The 18,736-nt window shown below is 44.6% G+C and carries 19 protein-coding genes and 1 tRNA gene; 10 read left to right on the top strand and 10 right to left on the bottom strand.

All coding sequences use genetic code 11. The features are described 5' to 3' along the window. Positions 1-5: 5 nt before the first annotated feature. The 10 genes from Q3C19_RS03475 to Q3C19_RS03430 all read left to right on the top strand — a co-directional run bounded on the left by Q3C19_RS03475 (position 6) and on the right by Q3C19_RS03430 (position 10,988). The gene (locus Q3C19_RS03475) at positions 6-2,144 is read left to right on the top strand and encodes a SurA N-terminal domain-containing protein (protein WP_302727247.1); all 2,139 of its coding nucleotides are present in this window, start codon (positions 6-8) and stop codon (positions 2,142-2,144) included. Between the two features lie 202 nt (positions 2,145-2,346). Further along, positions 2,347-3,390, top strand: coding sequence for a 23S rRNA (adenine(2503)-C(2))-methyltransferase RlmN (gene rlmN, locus Q3C19_RS03470; protein ID WP_022162404.1), 1,044 nt, complete (start codon positions 2,347-2,349; stop codon positions 3,388-3,390). Positions 3,391-3,458: 68 nt separating this feature from the next. Continuing rightward, entirely contained in the window at positions 3,459-4,520 is a 1,062-nt protein-coding gene (locus Q3C19_RS03465) for a DUF4837 family protein (RefSeq protein ID WP_022162405.1), read from the top strand. Positions 4,521-4,522: 2 nt separating this feature from the next. Beyond that, positions 4,523-5,620: a 4-hydroxythreonine-4-phosphate dehydrogenase PdxA gene (pdxA, locus tag Q3C19_RS03460; RefSeq protein WP_022162406.1), complete on the top strand. Its 1,098-nt coding sequence runs from the start codon at positions 4,523-4,525 to the stop codon at positions 5,618-5,620. 2 nt (positions 5,621-5,622) lie between these two features. Continuing rightward, positions 5,623-6,867, top strand: a complete 1,245-nt coding sequence (locus tag Q3C19_RS03455; RefSeq protein ID WP_022162407.1) for a sigma-54-dependent Fis family transcriptional regulator — start codon at positions 5,623-5,625, stop codon at positions 6,865-6,867. Then, complete coding sequence (locus tag Q3C19_RS03450) at positions 6,854-7,381, top strand: LptE family protein (protein WP_022162408.1); 528 nt, start codon at positions 6,854-6,856, stop codon at positions 7,379-7,381. Before Q3C19_RS03455 ends, Q3C19_RS03450 begins: the two co-directional genes overlap by 14 nt. 9 nt (positions 7,382-7,390) lie before the next feature. Next, positions 7,391-8,341: a tetratricopeptide repeat protein gene (locus tag Q3C19_RS03445; RefSeq protein ID WP_302727243.1), complete on the top strand. Its 951-nt coding sequence runs from the start codon at positions 7,391-7,393 to the stop codon at positions 8,339-8,341. 4 nt (positions 8,342-8,345) lie between these two features. Next, on the top strand, positions 8,346-8,723 hold the full coding sequence (gene secG, locus Q3C19_RS03440) for a preprotein translocase subunit SecG (protein WP_022162410.1): 378 nt from the start codon (positions 8,346-8,348) through the stop codon (positions 8,721-8,723). Between the two features lie 229 nt (positions 8,724-8,952). Further along, positions 8,953-10,617, top strand: a complete 1,665-nt coding sequence (locus tag Q3C19_RS03435) for an MFS transporter (RefSeq protein ID WP_302727242.1) — start codon at positions 8,953-8,955, stop codon at positions 10,615-10,617. Positions 10,618-10,622: 5 nt separating this feature from the next. Further along, entirely contained in the window at positions 10,623-10,988 is a 366-nt protein-coding gene (locus tag Q3C19_RS03430; RefSeq protein ID WP_022162412.1) for a PqqD family protein, read from the top strand. On the opposite strand, the gene Q3C19_RS03425 is transcribed toward Q3C19_RS03430, so the two are convergent. The 10 genes from Q3C19_RS03425 to crcB form a co-directional block, all read right to left on the bottom strand. Next, positions 10,948-12,015: a DUF4831 family protein gene (locus tag Q3C19_RS03425; protein WP_302727241.1), complete on the bottom strand. Its 1,068-nt coding sequence runs from the start codon at positions 12,013-12,015 to the stop codon at positions 10,948-10,950. The two genes, Q3C19_RS03430 and Q3C19_RS03425, sit on opposite strands and share 41 nt — an antisense overlap. Before the next feature lie 156 nt (positions 12,016-12,171). Beyond that, positions 12,172-13,281 carry a lactonase family protein gene (locus Q3C19_RS03420; protein WP_288910201.1) on the bottom strand — a complete coding sequence of 370 codons (1,110 nt, stop codon included), beginning with the start codon at positions 13,279-13,281 and terminating at the stop codon, positions 12,172-12,174. Between the two features lie 39 nt (positions 13,282-13,320). Next, a complete protein-coding gene (locus tag Q3C19_RS03415) occupies positions 13,321-14,340 on the bottom strand; it encodes an FAD:protein FMN transferase (RefSeq protein WP_071149968.1) in 1,020 nt (339 codons plus the stop codon). A 34-nt stretch (positions 14,341-14,374) separates the two neighbouring features. Next, positions 14,375-14,956 carry a manganese efflux pump MntP family protein gene (locus tag Q3C19_RS03410; protein WP_022162416.1) on the bottom strand — a complete coding sequence of 194 codons (582 nt, stop codon included), beginning with the start codon at positions 14,954-14,956 and terminating at the stop codon, positions 14,375-14,377. 72 nt (positions 14,957-15,028) lie between these two features. Further along, a complete protein-coding gene (locus tag Q3C19_RS03405; protein ID WP_071150758.1) occupies positions 15,029-15,796 on the bottom strand; it encodes a DUF6048 family protein in 768 nt (255 codons plus the stop codon). Next, positions 15,765-16,250: a DUF6452 family protein gene (locus tag Q3C19_RS03400; protein WP_022162418.1), complete on the bottom strand. Its 486-nt coding sequence runs from the start codon at positions 16,248-16,250 to the stop codon at positions 15,765-15,767. The genes Q3C19_RS03405 and Q3C19_RS03400 overlap by 32 nt, the downstream gene beginning before the upstream one ends. 2 nt (positions 16,251-16,252) lie before the next feature. Beyond that, positions 16,253-17,203, bottom strand: coding sequence for a glycosyltransferase family 2 protein (locus Q3C19_RS03395; protein WP_022162419.1), 951 nt, complete (start codon positions 17,201-17,203; stop codon positions 16,253-16,255). Between the two features lie 70 nt (positions 17,204-17,273). Further along, positions 17,274-17,822, bottom strand: coding sequence for a DUF4199 domain-containing protein (locus tag Q3C19_RS03390; protein ID WP_071149967.1), 549 nt, complete (start codon positions 17,820-17,822; stop codon positions 17,274-17,276). 193 nt (positions 17,823-18,015) lie between these two features. Then, positions 18,016-18,089: transfer RNA gene (locus Q3C19_RS03385), tRNA-Thr, on the bottom strand. A 231-nt stretch (positions 18,090-18,320) separates the two neighbouring features. Then, positions 18,321-18,704 (bottom strand): fluoride efflux transporter CrcB, encoded by a 384-nt coding sequence (gene crcB / locus Q3C19_RS03380; RefSeq protein ID WP_022162422.1) that lies wholly within the window; start codon positions 18,702-18,704, stop codon positions 18,321-18,323. Positions 18,705-18,736: the final 32 nt, after the last annotated feature.

Here is an 18,736-nt window from a genome sequence, read left to right as displayed (position 1 = left end):
CAAAAATGGCAACATTACAAAACATTCGGTCGAAAGGACCTTTATTGGTGATTGTAATTGGTGTGGCGTTGTTTGCTTTCATCGCGGGTGATGCATGGAAGGTTCTTCAGCCGCATCAGTCACAAGACGTAGGAGAAGTGAACGGAGAAACTATTTCCGCTCAAGATTATCAGACAATGGTGGAAGAATATACGGAAGTCGTTAAGTTCTCTACCGGTAGATCAACATTGAGTGATGAAGAAACCAATCAGATTAAAGATGAAGTTTGGCAAAGATATGTCAACAATAAGCTGATTGAGAATGAAGCTGAGAAGTTAGGCCTGACAGTTTCGAAAGCAGAAATACAGTCCATTATAGATGAAGGAACGCACTACATGTTGCAAAGAACTCCTTTTGTGAATGCCCAGACAGGTGCTTTCGATAAGGATATGTTGAAGAAGTTCCTGGTTGATTATTCAAAGATGAACAGAGCACAGATGCCTGCTCAATATGTAGAACAATACGATGCAATGTACAAGCTGTGGGCATTTATCGAACAATCTCTGATTGAAGCTCGCTTGCAGGAAAAATACACATCGTTGATCGCCAAATCTCTGTTCGCTAACTCTGTTGAGGCACAGGATGCGTTTGATGCACGTATAAATCAGACCGATCTGCTTTTAGCAGCCATTCCTTACTCTTCTGTTACAGATTCTACGATTACAGTAAGCGATGCTGATTTGCAGGCTGCATACGATAAAAAGAAAGAGCAATTCAAGCAATATGTTGAAACTCGTAACATCCGTTATATTGATGTTCAGGTAACAGCAAGTGCTGAAGACCGTGCTGCTTTGCAAAAGGAAATGGAAGAATATACAGCTCAATTGGCTTCTACTTCTTCTGATTATACATCGTTTATCCGTTCTACTGGTTCTGAAACTCCGTATGTAGATTTGTTCTACACAACAAGAACTTTGCCTTCTGACGTTACTGCACGTTTGGATTCAGTAAATGTAGGAGAGGTGTTTGGTCCCTATTATAATGTAGCAGACAATACTCTGAATACATTCAAGAAATTGGCTGAAACTTCAATGCCTGACTCTATCGAATATCGTCAGATTCAGGTAGTAGCCGAAGATGCTGATAAGACTAAGACTTTGGCTGACAGTATCTATAATGCCATTAAGGGTGGTGCTGATTTTGCTGAAGTAGCTAAGAAGTATGGACAGACTGGCGAAGCTGTATGGATTACTTCTGCCAATTACGAAGGTGCCCAGCTGGATGGTGATAATCTGAAGTATGTAACTGCTGTTACTACTATGGGACAGAATGAACTGCAGAATCTGGCTTTAGGTCAAGCTAATGTTATTTTGCAGGTAACTAATAAGAAAGCTGTGAGGGATAAATATAAAGTCGCAGTGATTAAACGTCCTGTTGAGTTTAGCAAGGAAACCTATAATAAGGCATACAATGATTTCAGCCAGTTTATAGCTGCTAATAATACGCTTGAAAAGATGATGGCCAATGCTGAAGACGCTGGTTACAGACTCTTCCCTAAAGATGACTTGTATAGCTCAGAACATGGAATTGGTGGTATCCGTGGAACAAAGGATGCACTGAAATGGGCTTTCGAAGCTAAGGTGGGTGAAGTTTCTGGTTTGTATGAGTGTGGCGAGAGCGATCATATGCTGGTTGTAGGTTTGGCTGGCATCGTTAAAGAAGGATATCGTCCTTTGGCTCTGGTGAAAGATCAGTTGAGAGCTGAAGTTATCCGTGACAAGAAAGCTGAGAAGATTATGGCTGATATGAAGGCTGCTGGTGCGACTTCATTTGATCAGTATAAGAATATGGCTAATGCAGTGAGCGATTCAGTGAAACATGTTACTTTCTCGGCTCCCGCTTATGTATCAGCATTGCACAGCAGTGAGCCTGCAGTAAGTGCTTATGCATCGGTTGCAGAAGTTAATAAGCTGAGTGCTCCGATTAAAGGTCAGGGTGGTGTCTTTGTTCTTCAACCTTATGCAAAAGAAAAACTGAACGAAACCTTTAATAAGGAAACTGAAGAGACTACATTGGAAAACATGCATGCACGTATGGCAGGTCAGTTTATGAGTGACTTGTATCTGAAAGCCAATGTGAAAGATACTCGTTATCTCTTCTTCTAATAAGTTAGAATAGAGGTTTTACTCTAAAAAATACATCCGGGCTTTAGGTTTCAGAATATCGGGTCTGAAATCTGAAGCCCGGATTTTTTGTATATATTCTGATAGTCCTGTTGTTTTTCGATACGTGGGGCAAGTTTCTATTGTCACCGTTGTCTTTATATTACTTTATTTGTACCTTTGCAAGATAAAAGAATATAAGAATATGGCACAAAAACTTCCCCTTTTGGGATTGACTCTTTCTGAATTGCAGTCTGTTGTAAAGAATCTTGGCATGCCAAGCTTTTCAGCCAAACAAATAGCTTCTTGGCTGTATGATAAAAAAGTTTTTTCAATAGATGAAATGACCAATTTGTCGTTAAAACATAGAGAACTGCTGAAAGAACAGTATGAGGTTGGAGCTGAGGGACCGATAGATGCGATGCGTTCGGTTGATGGTACTGTAAAGTATCTGTTCCGTGTCGGTGAAAACCATTTTGTTGAATCTGTTTATATCCCTGATGATGACCGTGCTACGTTGTGTGTGTCTTCACAAGTAGGTTGCAAAATGAATTGTAAGTTTTGTATGACTGGAAAACAAGGATTTACTGCTAACCTTACGGCTAATCAGATAATAAATCAGATAAACTCTTTGCCGGAACGTGATAATCTGACCAATGTAGTAATGATGGGGATGGGAGAGCCTTTGGATAATCTTAATGAGGTATTGAAGGCTTTGGAAATAATGACCTCTGATTACGGATATGGTTGGAGCCCGAAAAGAGTGACTCTCTCTACTGTAGGCCTCCGCAAGGGGTTACAACGTTTTATTGAGGAATCCGATTGTCATTTGGCTGTTAGTCTTCATTCTCCGTTACCGCTGCAACGCCGTGACTTGATGCCTGCTGAAAAGGCTTTCTCAATAACTGAAATAGTTGATCTGTTGCGCAACTATGATTTCAGCAAACAGCGGAGACTTTCTTTTGAATATATCATGTTTAAGGGAGTCAACGACTCTCTGCCTTATGCCAAAGAACTTTTGAAACTATTGCGTGGCGTAGATTGCAGAATTAATTTGATTCGTTTCCATGCAATTCCAGGTGTTGATTTGCAGGGAGCTGATATGGATACTATGGTTACTTTCCGGGATTATCTGACTTCACATGGATTGTTTACTACAATACGTGCTTCACGAGGTGAGGATATATTTGCAGCCTGTGGAATGCTCTCTACGGCGAAGCAAGAGGAGAATAAACAAGAATTAATATAAATTATTAACTTTGCCCGAAAGGATTTACTGATTTTTCGTAGTTTTGTAGAAACTAAAATAATGTGATTATGAAAAGGCACTTGGTTTATTTGAGCATGTTCCTTATGTCTGTTTTGTTTGTGGCATGTGGTAATGGTAAAAAGAAGAGTATGTTTACCCCGACCTCAAGTGGGCGTGCATATGAAGTTCTTGTTGTAATAGATTTGGATATGTGGGAGCGGCCGGCTGGTAGAGCTTTGTTTGACGTACTCGACTCTGATGTACCGGGATTGCCTCAATCAGAACGCTCTTTCCGCATTATGTATACTGATCCGTCGAATTATGACGCTACCTTAAAAATTATCCGTAACATTATCGTAGTAGAGGTGAACAAAGACCTCTATACACAGCCTAAGTTAAAGTCTGCTCAGAATGTCTATGCTGCACCGCAGTCTATCTTGACAATTCAGGCTCCTGATGAAAAGACATTTGGTGAGTTTGTTACAAAAAACAAACAAGTCATTATAGACTATTTTACTCATGCAGAGATGAACCGGCAAATTTTTGCTTTGGAAACCAATCATAGTGATTATGTCACAACGAAAGTAAAGAGTATGTTTGATTGTGATGTATGGGTACCTGGCGAGTTGACAGCAACGAAACAAGGCGAGAACTTTTTCTGGGCAGGAACTAATGCTGCAACTGGCGATCAGAATTTTGTTATTTATACTTATCCATATACCGATAAGAATACTTTCACAAAAGAATATTTTGTTCACAAACGTGATTCTGTGATGAAAATCAATATTCCAGGAGCACGCGAAGGAATGTATATGATGACTGATTCGTTGATGACTGATGTACGTCCTATTAGTGTGCAAGGCGAGTATGCGCTGGAAGTTCGTGGGCTGTGGCGTATTAAGGGCGATTTTATGGGTGGCCCGTTTGTGTCTCACGTTCGTTTGGACAGAGCTAACCAACAAATTGTTGTTTCAGAGATATTTGTTTACTCTCCTGATAAGATGAAACGTAATCTTGTACGTCAGATGGAAGCTTCTCTTTATACTTTGAAGTTACCAAATAGCCGACAGGTAGAAGTAACAATACCGGCTATTGTGATAAGTAATGATTCAACTACTAATAAAAAATAAGAATGGAAGATAACAAAATAAGAATTGGCATAACACAAGGTGACATTAATGGAGTGGGATATGAAGTGATTCTGAAGACTTTTGAAGATCCCATGATGTTGGAATTGTGTACACCGATTATATATGGTTCTCCTAAGGTTGCAGCCTATCATCGGAAGTCTTTAGATCTCTCTACTAACTTTAGTATTGTGAATTCGGCTTCAGAGGCTATGCCAGATAAGCTGAGTGTGGTTAATTGTACTGATGATGAAGTAAAGGTAGAGTTCTCGAAGGCTGATCCCGAAGCAGGGAAAGCTGCTTTAAGTGCTTTGGAGAAAGCTATAGAAGAGTATCGGGAAGGTTTGATCGATGCTATTGTGACTGCACCTATAAACAAGCACACCATTCAGTCTGAGGAGTTCTCTTTTCCCGGCCATACCGAATACATTGAGGAACGGTTGGGCGATGGTGAAAAGGCTCTTATGATTCTGATGAAAGGTGATTTTCGTGTAGCATTGGTTACCGGACATATTCCCATTGCCCAGGTTGCTTCGACCATTACCAAGGAATTGATAGAAGAGAAATTGGAGATTTTCAATCGTTCTTTAAAACAGGATTTTGGTATAGGAGCACCACGTATCGCAGTATTAGCTTTGAATCCTCATGCCGGTGATGGTGGATTATTGGGAATGGAGGAACAGGAAATTATAATCCCTGCTATTCAGGAGATGGCTGCCAAGGGGGTACTTTGTTTCGGACCTTATCCTGCTGACGGATTTATGGGTTCGGGCAATCTTTCCCATTTCGATGGAGTATTGGCCATGTATCACGATCAGGGTTTGGCACCATTTAAAGCACTGGCAATGGATGAAGGAGTGAACTATACGGCTGGTTTGCCTGTCGTTCGTACTTCGCCGGCGCATGGCACTGCTTATGATATTGCAGGAAAGGGTGTAGCTTCGGAAGATTCGTTCCGCCAGGCTGTTTATGTAGCGATTGATGTGTTCCGTAACCGTTTGCATGAAAAGAATATGCGTGCAAATCCACTGCGAAAGCAATATTACGAGAAACGTGATGATAGTGACAAGTTGAAGCTTGACAGTATAGAAGAGGAATTATAAATATGACGAAAGCAGAAATACAGCAAGTGAAGTTGCGTTTTGGCATCATTGGTAACAATGATGGATTGACGCGCGCCATTGATATAGCGATTCAGGTGGCACCTACTGACTTGTCTGTCTTGATAACTGGGGAAAGCGGTGTAGGTAAGGAAAGTTTTCCCCAAATCATCCATCAGTATAGCCGACGTAAACACGGGCAATACATTGCAGTGAACTGTGGAGCTATTCCGGAAGGTACTATCGATTCGGAGCTTTTCGGCCATGAAAAAGGAGCCTTTACAGGAGCTATCGGCGAGCGAAAAGGATATTTTGGAGAAGCAAATGGTGGTACTATCTTTCTGGATGAAGTAGGAGAGTTGCCTTTACCTACTCAGGCCCGTTTGCTTCGAGTACTTGAAACGGGAGAATTTATCAAGGTAGGTTCGTCGAAAGTAGAAAAGACGGATGTGCGTATTGTTGCTGCTACAAACGTAAATTTGACTCAGGCTATTGCGGACGGCCGTTTTCGTGAGGATCTGTATTATCGTTTGAATACAGTTCCTATACAGATTCCTCCTTTGCGAGAGAGAGGTGAAGATGTGGTTCTGCTGTTCCGAAAGTTTGCGACCGATTTTGCGGATAAATACAGGATGCCTGCCATTCAGTTGACGGAAGATGCCAAACGTGAATTAATGTCTTATTCGTGGCCAGGTAATGTCCGTCAGTTGAAGAATATTACAGAGCAGATCTCAATTATTGAAACTAACCGTGAAATAGATGCTTCTATTTTGAAGGGATATCTGCCGTTGCAAAGTAATGTGCAGAAACTTCCTGCTTTGTTCGGAGCAAAGGAACACAAGAGTTTTGAGAGTGAACGTGAGATACTTTATCAGGTCCTTTTTGATATGCGTCAGGATGTTACGGAGTTAAAGAAACTGGTGCATGAGATTATGACTGAACGTGCTGCGGGAATTTCGTCTGCATCTCCTTCACCTTATTTATCCTCCGAGGCTTCTATTGTGACTCCGGCACAACCCTCAGTACCTGCTATTATTCATTCTCCGATTAAGGCAGTTACGCCTGTCGATGATGATATTCAGGATACGGAAGAGTATGTGGAAGAATCGTTGTCACTGGATGATGTAGAAAAAGAAATGATACGGAAAGCACTTGAAAAGCATCATGGCAAACGCAAAGCGGCGGCACATGATCTGAACATTTCCGAACGGACTTTATACAGAAAGATTAAAGAATATGGGTTGGATTAGAAAGATATCATTAATACTTTTATTGGCAATATCGGGCATTGTGCTGTATTCTTGTAGCATAAAGATAGGTCTTGCTCCGATTAGTTCAATAGATTATACGAAAGTTAAGACAATTTCGATTGCTGATTTTGAGAACCATGCCGATTATGTTTATGCACCTTTGGCGATCGAATTCAATCAGAAGCTGAAAGACATGTTCATTCAGCAGACAAGTCTTCGTTTGGTTGATTCGGGAGGAGATTTGGAGATTAGCGGTGAGATTATAGGATATAATCAGTATAATGAAGCTGTAGATGCCAGTGGTTATTCTTCGAAAGTAAAACTGACTTTGACGGTGAAAGTGTCGTATGTCAATAATACCAATCACGAAGAAGACTTTACCGACCAGCAATTCTCTGCTTTCCAGACGTACGACTCATCGCAATTGCTGACCTCGGTACAGGACGGACTGATTACCGTGATGGTTAAAGATATTGCAGAGCAAATATTTAATTCAACAGTAGCTAACTGGTAATATAGGGAAATGACATCTGTACATTTGCAACAGTGGATTGAGCATCCGGAGATGCTGAACAGGGATACTTTGTACGAGCTTCGTACGATGGTAGCCCGTTATCCTTATTTCCAGTCACTTCGTTTGTTGTACCTGAAGAATTTGTATTTGTTGCACGATACAGCTTTTGGTTCAGAGTTGCGGAAGGCAGTACTTTATGTTGCCGATCGTCGTGTCTTGTTCTACCTGATAGAAGGTGATCGTTATAAGTTGCAGGCTCAGAAACTGTCCAATAGGATAGATACTGAATTGAAAGAAGAACCTAGCGTCGATCGTACTCTTTTCCTGATTGATACTTTTTTGGCAACTATGCCAGAAGAGCAGACTCAACCGATGAAATTGGACTATTCGATGGATTATACAGCCTATCTGCTGAGTGAAGACAATGGATTGAATGAAGAAAGCCCGCAAGAGGAAGTGCCTAAGCTGAGGGGGCAGAATCTCATTGATGATTTCTTGAAGAGAGACGAGAAGGAAACTGTGGAAGAAGCAGTTCCGTCTGCTACAGATACAAAATTGGATGCAATGCCTGAACAGCCGGATGATGCAGCGGAAAGTGTTGAGGAATGTAGTTCGTCTCAATCATCGATGCTGGAGGCTACAGCAGAGCAACCTATAGAAGGCGCTTGTCAAATAATCGGTGCAGATGAGCCTTCCGAGACAGCTGATCAGGCAGCCGGTGATGATTTGGATAATGAAGAGCCGGATGAGGAGAATTTGGATGATATTTACGGCAAAGAAGAGTTGGATGACAGCTGTTTTACCGAAACTTTGGCAAAAATATACATCAAACAGCACCGATATGATAAAGCTCTTGAAATTATTAAAAAATTAAGTTTGAATTATCCAAAAAAAAATGCTTACTTTGCAGACCAAATCAGATTTTTGGAGAAATTGATTATTAACGCTAAATCAAAATAACAAAATGTATTCATTATTAATTATCTTAATGCTGATTGCATCAGTATTGATGTGTTTCATTGTTTTAATCCAGAATTCAAAGGGTGGAGGTCTGGCATCAGGCTTTTCTTCATCCAATGCGATTATGGGTGTACGCAAAACTACCGATTTCCTGGAAAAAGCAACATGGACATTAGCTGCGGCTATGGTTATATTCAGTGTTGTTGCTGCTTATACTGTTCCTTCTGCTTCCAGCAAGAGTGGTGATGTGATATTGGAACAAGCACAGCAAGAAGAGAAGACAAATCCGTATAATATGCCCGTAGGTACAACAGCACCGCAGACTGAAGCTCCTGCTGCTGCTACACCTGCTCCTGCTGCTTCTGATTCAGCAGCCAATTAAGGACAGAACGGCGTGGCCGTTATGCGTGATTTGAGATAATTTAGGCACGGATTACATGAATTTGAAGGGGTAATTTATTCCCTATTTTCATGTAATCCGTGTTTTTTATATCTGTATGTTTAATAAAGTCTGATTATCGGTATTCTTTTTTAGCATAATAGCTGGAAAGACTAGCATATTTTCATTATTTTTGTTGCTTAATAAATTAACTAATAACATACTAATTGAAATGATGACATCTGAAAAAAATCTCCAGACGTTGCGCGATTCAGCGGCTATGCGCTGGATGGTACTGCTTTTCTTGGCTTTTGCCATGTTCTGTTCATACATCTTTATGGACATTCTTTCACCTATTAAAGATTTGATGCAATCTACACGAGGCTGGGATTCTACAGCTTTTGGTACGATGCAGGGTTCTGAAACGTTTTTGAATGTTTTTGTATTCTTTCTGATTTTTGCCGGTATCATTCTGGATAAGATGGGAGTACGTTTTACAGCCCTTCTTTCAGGAACAGTGATGCTTGTAGGTGCTATTATCAATTGGTATGCCGTTACCGAAAGTTTTCAAGGCAGCGGACTTGAGAACTGGTTTAATAATAATCTGAATTATATCCCGGTTTTTGATGAATTGGGTATTTCTCCTTTTTATAGAGGTATGCCTGCCTCAGCCAAGTTTGCAGCCATTGGTTTTATGATCTTCGGCTGTGGTGTTGAGATGGCGGGTATTACAGTTTCCAGAGGATTGATTAAATGGTTTAAAGGCCGCGAGCTGGCATTGGCTATGGGTTCGGAAATGGCACTTGCACGTTTAGGTGTGGCAACCTGTATGATCTTCTCTCCGGTATTTGCCAAGTTGGGAGGTGTAATTGACGTTTCCCGTTCTGTAGCATTCGGTGTAGTACTGCTGATGATAGCCTTGATCATGTTTATCGTTTATTTCTTTATGGATAAGAAGCTTGACGCACAGACTGGCGAGGCAGAAGAAAAAGATGATCCCTTTAAGATTTCCGATTTGAAGAAGATTCTTACAAGCGGTGGATTCTGGTTGGTTGCATTGCTGTGCGTGCTTTATTACTCTGCCATTTTCCCGTTCCAGAAGTATGCTGTAAATATGTTGCAATGTAACCTGATATTTACTGATGTGCCAGCCGATTCATTCTGGGCAACTAATACGGTGACCATAATTCAATACTGTATCATGCTGGTTGTGGCTGCTGCCGCTTTTGCCAGCAATTTCTCCAAGCGTGTCAGTATGAAATACGGATTACTGGTTGTTGCAGCAGTGGCATTGGTTGCTTTCTGTTATATGGGTTATATGCGTCAAAGCGCCGAGACTGTTTTTGCTGTATTCCCGTTGCTGGCAGTAGGTATTACACCTATATTGGGCAATTATGTCGATCATAAAGGAAAAGCAGCAACCATGCTTGTGGTTGGTTCCATTCTGCTGATCTTCTGTCATTTGACTTTCGCTTTTGTATTACCGCAATTCAAGGATAATGCGATTGGTGGTGTGATTATTGCTTATCTTACCATTCTTGTACTCGGAGCAAGTTTCTCGTTGGTTCCTGCTTCTTTGTGGCCTAGTGTGCCTAAGTTGGTCGATGCTAAAATCATTGGTAGTGCCTATGCGCTTATCTTCTGGATTCAGAATATCGGTTTGTGGCTTTTCCCGCTTCTGATAGGAAAGGTGCTCGACCGTACCAATCCGCAGCTTGTGGCCGATTTGCAGAATGGAGTCATTACACCGGAAGAAGCAGCTGTCTCTTATGATTATACAGCGCCGCTTGTAATGCTTGCCTGTCTGGGTGTTGCCGCATTGATTCTTGGTTTTGTATTGAAAGTAGTCGACCGTAAGAAGGGCCTTGGCTTGGAAGAACCTAACATTAAGGAATAAGTAATATGCCGGATACAGTAGACAAAATTAGTTTGTTGAATGCCATTCCGGTTCGTAGTGAACAGGTAAAAACTGAATGGAAAGGTGAGTACGTTGTGCTCGCCTTTCCTCGGTTTAAGAAGGAATGGATGCGTCGTTTCTGGTTGTTTAAAGGGCTGTCGCAGGATATACATGTAACGTTGGAAGAGCATGGGACAGCCGTTTGGCAATTAATAAACGGCCAGCGTACCGTTAATGAAATAGTGGAACTGCTGGCCGTTCATTTCTCGAACGAAGCGGATTATGCTTCGCGTGTTGCAACTTACATCATGCAGTTGCATAAAGATGGTTTTATTCGCCTCTGTCTACCTTCAGCAAGCCACCCGTTGTAGTGTCGAAAAGCACTTGGGTAACACTGTTCTTATTGAATAGTACAGGAGCAAGGTATTCCGTGGTGCCAAATTGGCTCACCGGGAGTTCGTCTTCAAACAATTTCTGGTGTTTGTATTTTATCTCTATTTTGGCTTTACCGGGTGCATTGTAGGCCACTCCTTCTATTTTCTTCTTTTGATCTTTCTCGTCGACTGGCGGAATGTTGATTGTTTTAAGGTCGGTGATGCTGATGTATATAGGCTCGCCGGCCAGATTATTGCTGTCTACGACTCCCAAGCGTGTAGAGAAGCGCGAAATTACTGCATTTTGCATTTCTTTGGGAGTAATGCGTACGGTGAATGTTTGGGATTGCTCGACCGTATTTCCGGTAAACATTTCCGTCATGGCTTTTTCCTGACGATTCAGGTTGTCGAGCATCAGTTTAAGCTGTTCTCCGTCTTTGGGCATGTTGTCTGCCTCGCCTCTTAACAGAGCGTTTTTGCTTTCGCGTATGTTGTAGATTTCCTGTGCAACCAGTTCGGCCATTTTAGCACTTGAGCTGGCCATAAGAATTTCCTGCGTGAGGAAAGTACGCGGGTCAAGTGTCTCGGATGCCGCATAGAGTGGGGCAGAGACTTGTTTCTTTTCTTTCTTTCCGCTATAAGGCATATTGATGGAGCGTACAATGCCGTCTTCAGTCAGTTCTATAAGGGGAGCAACCGTTTTGTCTTTCAGCTTTACGAAATAAACGTTATCCTTGTCCGGTACTCCGATAGTGGAAGTTTGTATTTTGTCCAGTGTCCAATACTCTCTTGACAGTGGAGAAATGCCAGTCAGTTTCAGAAACTGTTCGGCATATTTGCAAAATTCTCCCGGAGTGTATGTATGTTTGGTTGCCACAATGGTAAGCTGAATTTCAGTTTTCGGCAGCAGATAGGTCACTCCATAGGCCTTACCACGCATCACACCAGCTGTAACTTCCGTCTGGGCGTACGTACCGGTTGTGAGTAGCAGAAGACCTGCCAGTTGTATGATTCTTTTTTTCATAAAAGGATATTAATAATAAGTTATTCATTTGCTTTAGATAGAAATGCAAAGCCGGTATGGCGGTGCATTTACAGCTCGACCTGGCTTTGTTTTACTTCTATCTTAAATAACAAAGATAATGAACTCCGCTGTTGTACGACACTTATTTACGAAAGATTAACGTACGAACTGAATGCATACGGGTTTGCTGATAGCTATATCTTTGTTGATGTTTTCCAATAATCCTGTTGTCTCATCTCGCCGGTATACCTGTATCACGTGGCTGTCGCGGCAAGCTACCAACAGGTACTTACCGTTGGGAGTGATATTAAAGTTACGGGGATGAATGCCGGTAAGCTGATATCCGACTTTGGCCAGCATGCCGTTTTCTTCGTTGACGGCATAGATGGCTATTCCGTCACCTTTCAGCCGGTTGGAGGCATATAGATATTTGCCATCGGGACTGAGGTGGATGTCTGCACTTCCGCGGGCGGCCAGTGTGTCGGCTGTGATGGTCTGTATCTGTTTCAGGCAACCGTCGTTGTAGCTGTAGGCGATAACTTTGCCCGACAGTTCATTAATAAGGTATGCATATTGTCCGTTCGGGCTGAACGTCAGATGACGCGGACCGGAACCGGGAGCTACTTCTGTTGCTTCGGCCGAGGGATGCGGGACGATATCTTTCGGATGAAGGACAAAGCGCAGGATGCGGTCGGAACTGAAGTCGGTGGCAAATATATATTTCCCGTCAGGCGAGAAGACGGCACAGTGCATGTGCGGGCTGTTCTGTCTTTCCGGATCGGCATTGTTGGCCATTCCTTCGAACAGGGTGTCGACCGGTTCTACGCTTCCGTTGCTACGCAGGGGAAATACAGCCATTGTGCCACCGGAATAGTTGGCGGTCAGCACTTCCTTTCCGTTGGTAGATATATAGCAAGGACCTGCGCTTAAAGTAGGTTCGCTGTTCAGCAGGCGCAGTTCTCCGGTTGTTTTGTCGAAAGACAATGCATTGACAGCTGCTTGCTTGCCGTCCATTTCGCTGACGGCATAGACAAACTGTCCGTCTTCCGATACGGCCAGGTAAGAAGGATTGGGCAGTTCGAACGAGTTGAGGGCCGTAGAAACACCGGTTTCCTGATTGAAGCGGAAAGTGTAAATACCTTTGCTTCCTCCGTCCGTGTAGGTTCCTACCAACATGGCGATTTCAGCAGATTCCGCCTTGGCTGGCTTCTGTGGCATGCAGGCGGCACAGAGCAGTGCTATCATGCAGTAAAGTAGCTTTTTCATTGTATTATACCAGATTAATGTGTCTTTTTACGAGGAGTATTATTCTTTGATATACTTTTTCATACCTTCGGTGCAGAACGTCTTGAATTTCCCGTCATTGTCGCTGTAGATGAAGTAGGCGTCAATTTCGGGGTTGGCGTTGGCAAAACGTTCGGCCTCTTCCAGTCCCATTACCATAAAGGCAGTGGCGTAGGCGTCGGCACTCATACAGTCGCGGGCTATGACCGTGGCCGACAGTATGCTGTGCTGTACGGGATAACCGGTGCGCGGGTCGATGGTATGTGCATACTTCTTTCCGTCTTTGTAATAGAAGTTGCGGTAGTTACCCGAGGTGGCAATACCGGCATTGCTGATTTGCAGAACTGTCTGCAATTCCTGGTTGATCGCCAGTGAGTCGTCTATCGGTTTGTTGATACCGATTCTCCACGGAGTATTCTGCGGGTTGTTGCCATGTACTACCACTTCGCCGCCGATGTCTACCATATAGTTCTGTATTCCTTTCTTTTCGAGCAGTTGTGCTACGATGTCTACGGCATATCCTTTGGCTACGGCACTGCACGTCAGCATGATGCGTGGATCTTGCTTGACGATTTTTCCTTCGGCCGACAGGCTGACTTTCGTATATCCCGTGATGTCGAGCAGACTGTCTACCATCAGTGAGTCGGGGAAGTGTCCTTTTTTGAAGCCGAATCCCCAGGCATTGACCAGCGGGGCAACAGTGATGTCGAAAGCACCGTTGGTTTCCCGGGATATTTCCATACTTCTATGGAACACGTTGGTGAAGAAGGTGTCCGGCATGATGTCTTCATTCCGGTTGATGCGTGTGATGGTAGCTGTATCGTTGAAGGGAGACAGTGATCCGTCGAAACGCTTCAGCTCGGCATCTATCTCAGCGTGCAGGTTCTGGTCGTACTGATAGGTGATGTTGTATATGGTTCCGAAAATCTGTCCGCTGTCTTTCTGGTAGGGGGCAACACGGTTGTGGCGTGCCAGAATCCAGATGGTTCCCAATACCAGTAGGGCAATCCATAAAAAGTTTCTTTGCGTTCTTTTTTCCATAATTTGTCTTTTCCGTTTGATGTTCTTCCGAAGTCTATCCTAAAAACAGGTGTTCTATCAGTATTTTGCTTCCGATGGCAATAAGGATGATTCCTCCCCACATTTCAGCTCTTAGTTTGCGTGCAAGGCCGCATCCGAAGCGGATTCCAAATATCAGTCCTATCAGCGAAAGGGCAAACGAGACGAAGCCGATAATGCCGATGGGGTAGAGTATTCCGGTAATTCCTCTGATGCCCAGGAATGCGAAAGACACCCCGACGGCCAGTGCGTCGATACTGGTTGCTACGGCCAGTGCCAATACTACTTTCAGGCTGGTAGGGTCGTATTCGTTTTTACATTCTTCGTCTTTAAACGATTCGCGTACCATACGGCCTCCTAGAAATGCCAGAATGGCAAAGGCAATCCAGTGGTCTATACTTTCGATGAGGTGGCTGAACATACTTGCACCGATCCATCCCAGAAAAGGCATCATAGCCTGAAAGAAGCCGAAAAAGAATGCCATTACCAACATGGGGCGCCACAGGGTACGCTTCAGAATGATGCCGCTGGCTATAGACACGGCAAAGCAATCCATTGCCAGACCGGCCGCCAGCAGCCAGATTTCTAAGTTAGTCATTGTTTATCGTTTCATTATAATTATCAGATAGAAGAGGTTGCCGCTGGTGCAGCACATGGGCTCAGCCTTTGCTTAGAAAGGCAGTTTGTAGGTGATTGTGTATATCACTCCCATGGTGTTCGACCCGTATTTGCCGAAGCCGGGGACGTACGACGGATCGCCGTATTGTCCGGTGGTGGCCGACAGCTTGTACTTCATACGTACCGACCATCCCATCGACACATTTTTCCAGATGTTGGCTCTGATGCCCAGGCATATTTCGAGCCATTGCATGCTTCCTTTCATGCCGGTATGGTTGTACGGGAGACTTCCGCCCCAGATGTCGTCGGTCAGATTAGGATTGCCTACTCCTCCGCCGTAAATGGGGTCTTCCAGTCCCAGTGCTTCGATGTCGTATTTGAAGTTGGTCATTCCGTAGCGCACTCCTACCGTAAACAGATGTCCGTGCTGTTTCTTGTAGAGTGCGTTATAGTCTATACCGATACGGACATAGGGGGCTTGCGTCTTGTAGCGGATGCCCAGGTCGCCTTCTTCGTTGTTGCTTGCATAGCCAAGTTCTACGGTGGGGAAGAAGCGGTGCTTCAGGTCTACGTCTACTACGACTTCTGTGCTGAGGGTATTTCCTCCCAGGGCTTTACTGCCCAGTCCCCACAAGTCGACACCTACCGAAACGCCGTTGTACAACGGATATTGCGGTCCTTCCTTGGCGTCCTTCTGCTCTTTCTTTGGCAGTTTCTGAGCAGCGGCGGCAGGCGGATTACTGTTTTGCGCACCGACAGGCAGCGAGCATAGCAGGCAAAGCAGCAGACTAATAGAATAATTTAATATTTTCTGTACCATAGATGCTGGCTTCGGGGTTTGAGATATAAATAGAGTCGAGCACGTGCCGGCTGTATGTGCAACCTGTGACAGATTGTTGCATCTGGTAGCCGCAATCCATCGAGAGGAAGTAAGGGGTGTTGGTGTGTCTGAAGACAACAGTATCGGTCTGTTTTTCGTTGTAGCGGAAGATCAGTACCGTCGAGTCTTCGGTATAGCGCAGGGGCAAAGTCAGATCCTTCACTTCCTTTTGGTTGTTTACGATGACGGAATCGGTTCCGTATGCAGTGATGGTCAGCGAGTCGAGTGTATCTTTCTCTACTATGTTGGTTTCTGCCAGGATGGTGTAGAGGTTGCAGTTCAGCATGCCGCGTGCAGCTTGCGAGCAGTCGGCCTCTTCCGAGCAGGAGAGGATGCTGCCGGCTGCAGGAAGCAGGATGGCGCAAAGTATGATTAATTGGACGAGTTTTTTCATTGTCAGATGGTTTTCTCTATTTGGTATTTGTTACGTTCGGGTGCATTGCGCGAAATCAGTTCGCCCAGGAAGCCTGCTACAAACAGCTGGGTACCGATAATCATGGAGGTCAGCGCCAGGAAGAAGTAAGGCGAATCGGTTACCAGACGGTAGGGCATGCCGTTGTGCATATTATACAACTTGCTGGCTCCTACGATGATGACGGCTATAAAGCCGAGTACAAACATCAGCGAGCCCAGCAGGCCGAAGAAGTGCATGGGCTTTACTCCGAAGGTGGAGAGGAACCAGAGGGAGATGAGGTCCAGATAGCCGTTGACAAAGCGGTTCAGGCCGAATTTGGTCTTGCCGTACTTGCGTGCCTGGTGGTGTACAACCTTCTCGCCGATTTTGGCAAAGCCGGCATTCTTGGCCAGGTAGGGGATGTAGCGGTGCATTTCGCCGTAGACTTCGATGTTCTTGATGACATCCTTGCGATAGGCCTTCAGTCCGCAGTTGAAGTCGTGCAGGTTCTTGATGCCCGACACTTTGCGTGCGGTGGCGTTGAACAGCTTGGTTGGAATAGTTTTCGACAACGGGTCATAGCGTTTCTTTTTCCAGCCCGATACAAGGTCGTAGCCTTCCTGCGTAATCATGCGGTACAGTTCGGGTATTTCGTCGGGGCTGTCTTGCAGGTCGGCATCCATGGTGATGACGACGTCACCCTGTGCCTGTGCAAAGCCACAGTACAAAGCCGGCGATTTACCGTAGTTCCGGCGGAACTTTATGCCCCGCACTGCGTCCGATTGTGTTTTCAGCTGTTCGATGACTTGCCAGGAGCGGTCGGTGCTTCCGTCGTTCACGAAGATTACTTCGTAAGTGAATCCGTTGGCTTCCATTACCCGTTTGATCCAAGCGAAGAGTTCGGGCAGGGATTCTTCTTCGTTATATAAGGGGACTACAACAGAAATATCCATTTGTGTACGATTTAGTTTTATTATATGATGAATGTTGTAAACATGCTTTTTTCTTTTTTTCCGCTCCGGGCTATCCGGCCACTTCGTCTTTCCGTCTTCTCATGGCAAACAGGGCTGTGGGTAATGCCAGCAGCGAGCAGTAGAAAACGTTTTGCGACATCAGCTGGAAGGTGATGTCTATCGGACTCAAGGCACGTATGGCGTCGAGGGCTTCGTTCAGCTGTTTCAGGTAAGCCTCTATACCGGGCACGTTGCTGGCGGACAGGCTGCTCAGCAAGTTTTCGTAGGTGTCGAGTATGAAGCCGTGGTCGATGTAGCGGAAGTATATGTAGTGTGCTACGGCAGTCAGCAGGGCCGAGAATATATACATGGAGACCGTGAACAGCCATGCCGGCAAGAAGTTGATGGCTCCTCCGCATACCTGGTTGCGGTATATTCTCAGGTAGTAATAGCCCATGAAGGGTACGCACAGCGTAAGTCCCATGAAGAGGAAAGATAGAAAGGGCAGGTTGTATTTCAGCCCCAGGGGAAAGAGTATGAACTTCAGTATCCAGAATACACCCATGTAGGTGCCGAATAGCATTGCATATCGTTGCATGTAACCTTTGTTTTCTGCCATTGATGTCATTAAAATGTAAAGAAGAGGTCGCCGTTGCCGCCAGCCTCCGTTATGGAAAAATAACTTTGCAAAGTTACAAATATAGTTGGATACAGTGGCATGCAGGCTGTAGATTTTTAATAAATTAGGGGATGGGGGACGGGGATATACGAAAAAAGCGGAGAATGTTCGGTGACATCTTCCGCTTTTTCTGAGCCTCTTGTCGGATTCGAACCAACGACCCCGAGATTACAAATCACGTGCTCTGGCCAACTGAGCTAAAGAGGCGGGTGGGCAAGCTTGCTATATCGCGCCGCTACAACCAACTACCTTTGCTGCGATCAAGCCCTGGAGGATTCGAAGGGAGCTGGCCGTATAGGACTTACCCGTTTTTTCTGTTTTGCGGTTGCAAAGGTACGCATTTATTTTAAATCTGCAATAGCTGGAGCGATTTTTTTCGAAATATTTTTTCGATAGCCCTCCTCAGGCCTTCCCAGAGGCTTCTGGAGGGGGATACTGTCAGCGGGTATAGTTGCTGATAAGCGCACCTCCCAGCATGGCTGCGGCTACTCCCAGTGCTACGCTCAGTACGACGTACAGCAGAAACAGGCCGTGCAATCCTTGTTTCAGCAAGATCAGACTGTCGTTGCTGAAGGTCGAAAAGGTGGTGAAGCCACCGCAAAGTCCGGTGGTGAGCAGAAGCCGTATGTCGGTAGCCAGGTTGAAACGGGCGGAAAGAGCATAAAACATGCCTATCAGGAAACTGCCTACGATGTTGACGGTGAAGGTGGCCCAGGGAAAGTTGTAGGGTACAATGCGTTCGTGCAAGGCCAGTTGCACGCAGTAGCGGAGTACGCTTCCCGTGCCTCCGCCAAGAAAAATACAAATCAGTGCTTTTGTCATTGCTCTGTTCTTACTGCTTGTTGGGAATAATA

The organism is Bacteroides sp. ET489 (assembly GCF_030518095.1).
GTDB lineage: Bacteria > Bacteroidota > Bacteroidia > Bacteroidales > Bacteroidaceae > Bacteroides > Bacteroides ndongoniae.
Note: the sequence above shows the minus strand (reverse complement) of the source record. Positions and strands in the feature narration are given on the sequence as shown.

Excerpts from the sequence above, each read along its gene's own strand:
- Q3C19_RS03390 (WP_071149967.1), bottom strand. The coding sequence starts at position 17,822 with ATGGCAGAAAACAAAGGTTACATGCAACGATATGCAATGCTATTCGGC.
- Q3C19_RS03425 (WP_302727241.1), bottom strand. The coding sequence starts at position 12,015 with ATGAAAAAAAGAATCATACAACTGGCAGGTCTTCTGCTACTCACAACC.
- rlmN (WP_022162404.1), top strand. The coding sequence starts at position 2,347 with ATGGCACAAAAACTTCCCCTTTTGGGATTGACTCTTTCTGAATTGCAG.
- Q3C19_RS03405 (WP_071150758.1), bottom strand. The coding sequence starts at position 15,796 with ATGGTACAGAAAATATTAAATTATTCTATTAGTCTGCTGCTTTGCCTG.
- Q3C19_RS03410 (WP_022162416.1), bottom strand. The coding sequence starts at position 14,956 with ATGACTAACTTAGAAATCTGGCTGCTGGCGGCCGGTCTGGCAATGGAT.
- Q3C19_RS03430 (WP_022162412.1), top strand. The coding sequence starts at position 10,623 with ATGCCGGATACAGTAGACAAAATTAGTTTGTTGAATGCCATTCCGGTT.
- Q3C19_RS03445 (WP_302727243.1), top strand. The coding sequence starts at position 7,391 with ATGACATCTGTACATTTGCAACAGTGGATTGAGCATCCGGAGATGCTG.
- Q3C19_RS03450 (WP_022162408.1), top strand. The coding sequence starts at position 6,854 with ATGGGTTGGATTAGAAAGATATCATTAATACTTTTATTGGCAATATCG.
- secG (WP_022162410.1), top strand. The coding sequence starts at position 8,346 with ATGTATTCATTATTAATTATCTTAATGCTGATTGCATCAGTATTGATG.
- Q3C19_RS03475 (WP_302727247.1), top strand. The coding sequence starts at position 6 with ATGGCAACATTACAAAACATTCGGTCGAAAGGACCTTTATTGGTGATT.
- Q3C19_RS03455 (WP_022162407.1), top strand. The coding sequence starts at position 5,623 with ATGACGAAAGCAGAAATACAGCAAGTGAAGTTGCGTTTTGGCATCATT.
- Q3C19_RS03415 (WP_071149968.1), bottom strand. The coding sequence starts at position 14,340 with ATGGAAAAAAGAACGCAAAGAAACTTTTTATGGATTGCCCTACTGGTA.
- Q3C19_RS03400 (WP_022162418.1), bottom strand. The coding sequence starts at position 16,250 with ATGAAAAAACTCGTCCAATTAATCATACTTTGCGCCATCCTGCTTCCT.
- pdxA (WP_022162406.1), top strand. The coding sequence starts at position 4,523 with ATGGAAGATAACAAAATAAGAATTGGCATAACACAAGGTGACATTAAT.
- Q3C19_RS03435 (WP_302727242.1), top strand. The coding sequence starts at position 8,953 with ATGATGACATCTGAAAAAAATCTCCAGACGTTGCGCGATTCAGCGGCT.
- Q3C19_RS03420 (WP_288910201.1), bottom strand. The coding sequence starts at position 13,281 with ATGAAAAAGCTACTTTACTGCATGATAGCACTGCTCTGTGCCGCCTGC.
- crcB (WP_022162422.1), bottom strand. The coding sequence starts at position 18,704 with ATGACAAAAGCACTGATTTGTATTTTTCTTGGCGGAGGCACGGGAAGC.
- Q3C19_RS03395 (WP_022162419.1), bottom strand. The coding sequence starts at position 17,203 with ATGGATATTTCTGTTGTAGTCCCCTTATATAACGAAGAAGAATCCCTG.
- Q3C19_RS03465 (WP_022162405.1), top strand. The coding sequence starts at position 3,459 with ATGAAAAGGCACTTGGTTTATTTGAGCATGTTCCTTATGTCTGTTTTG.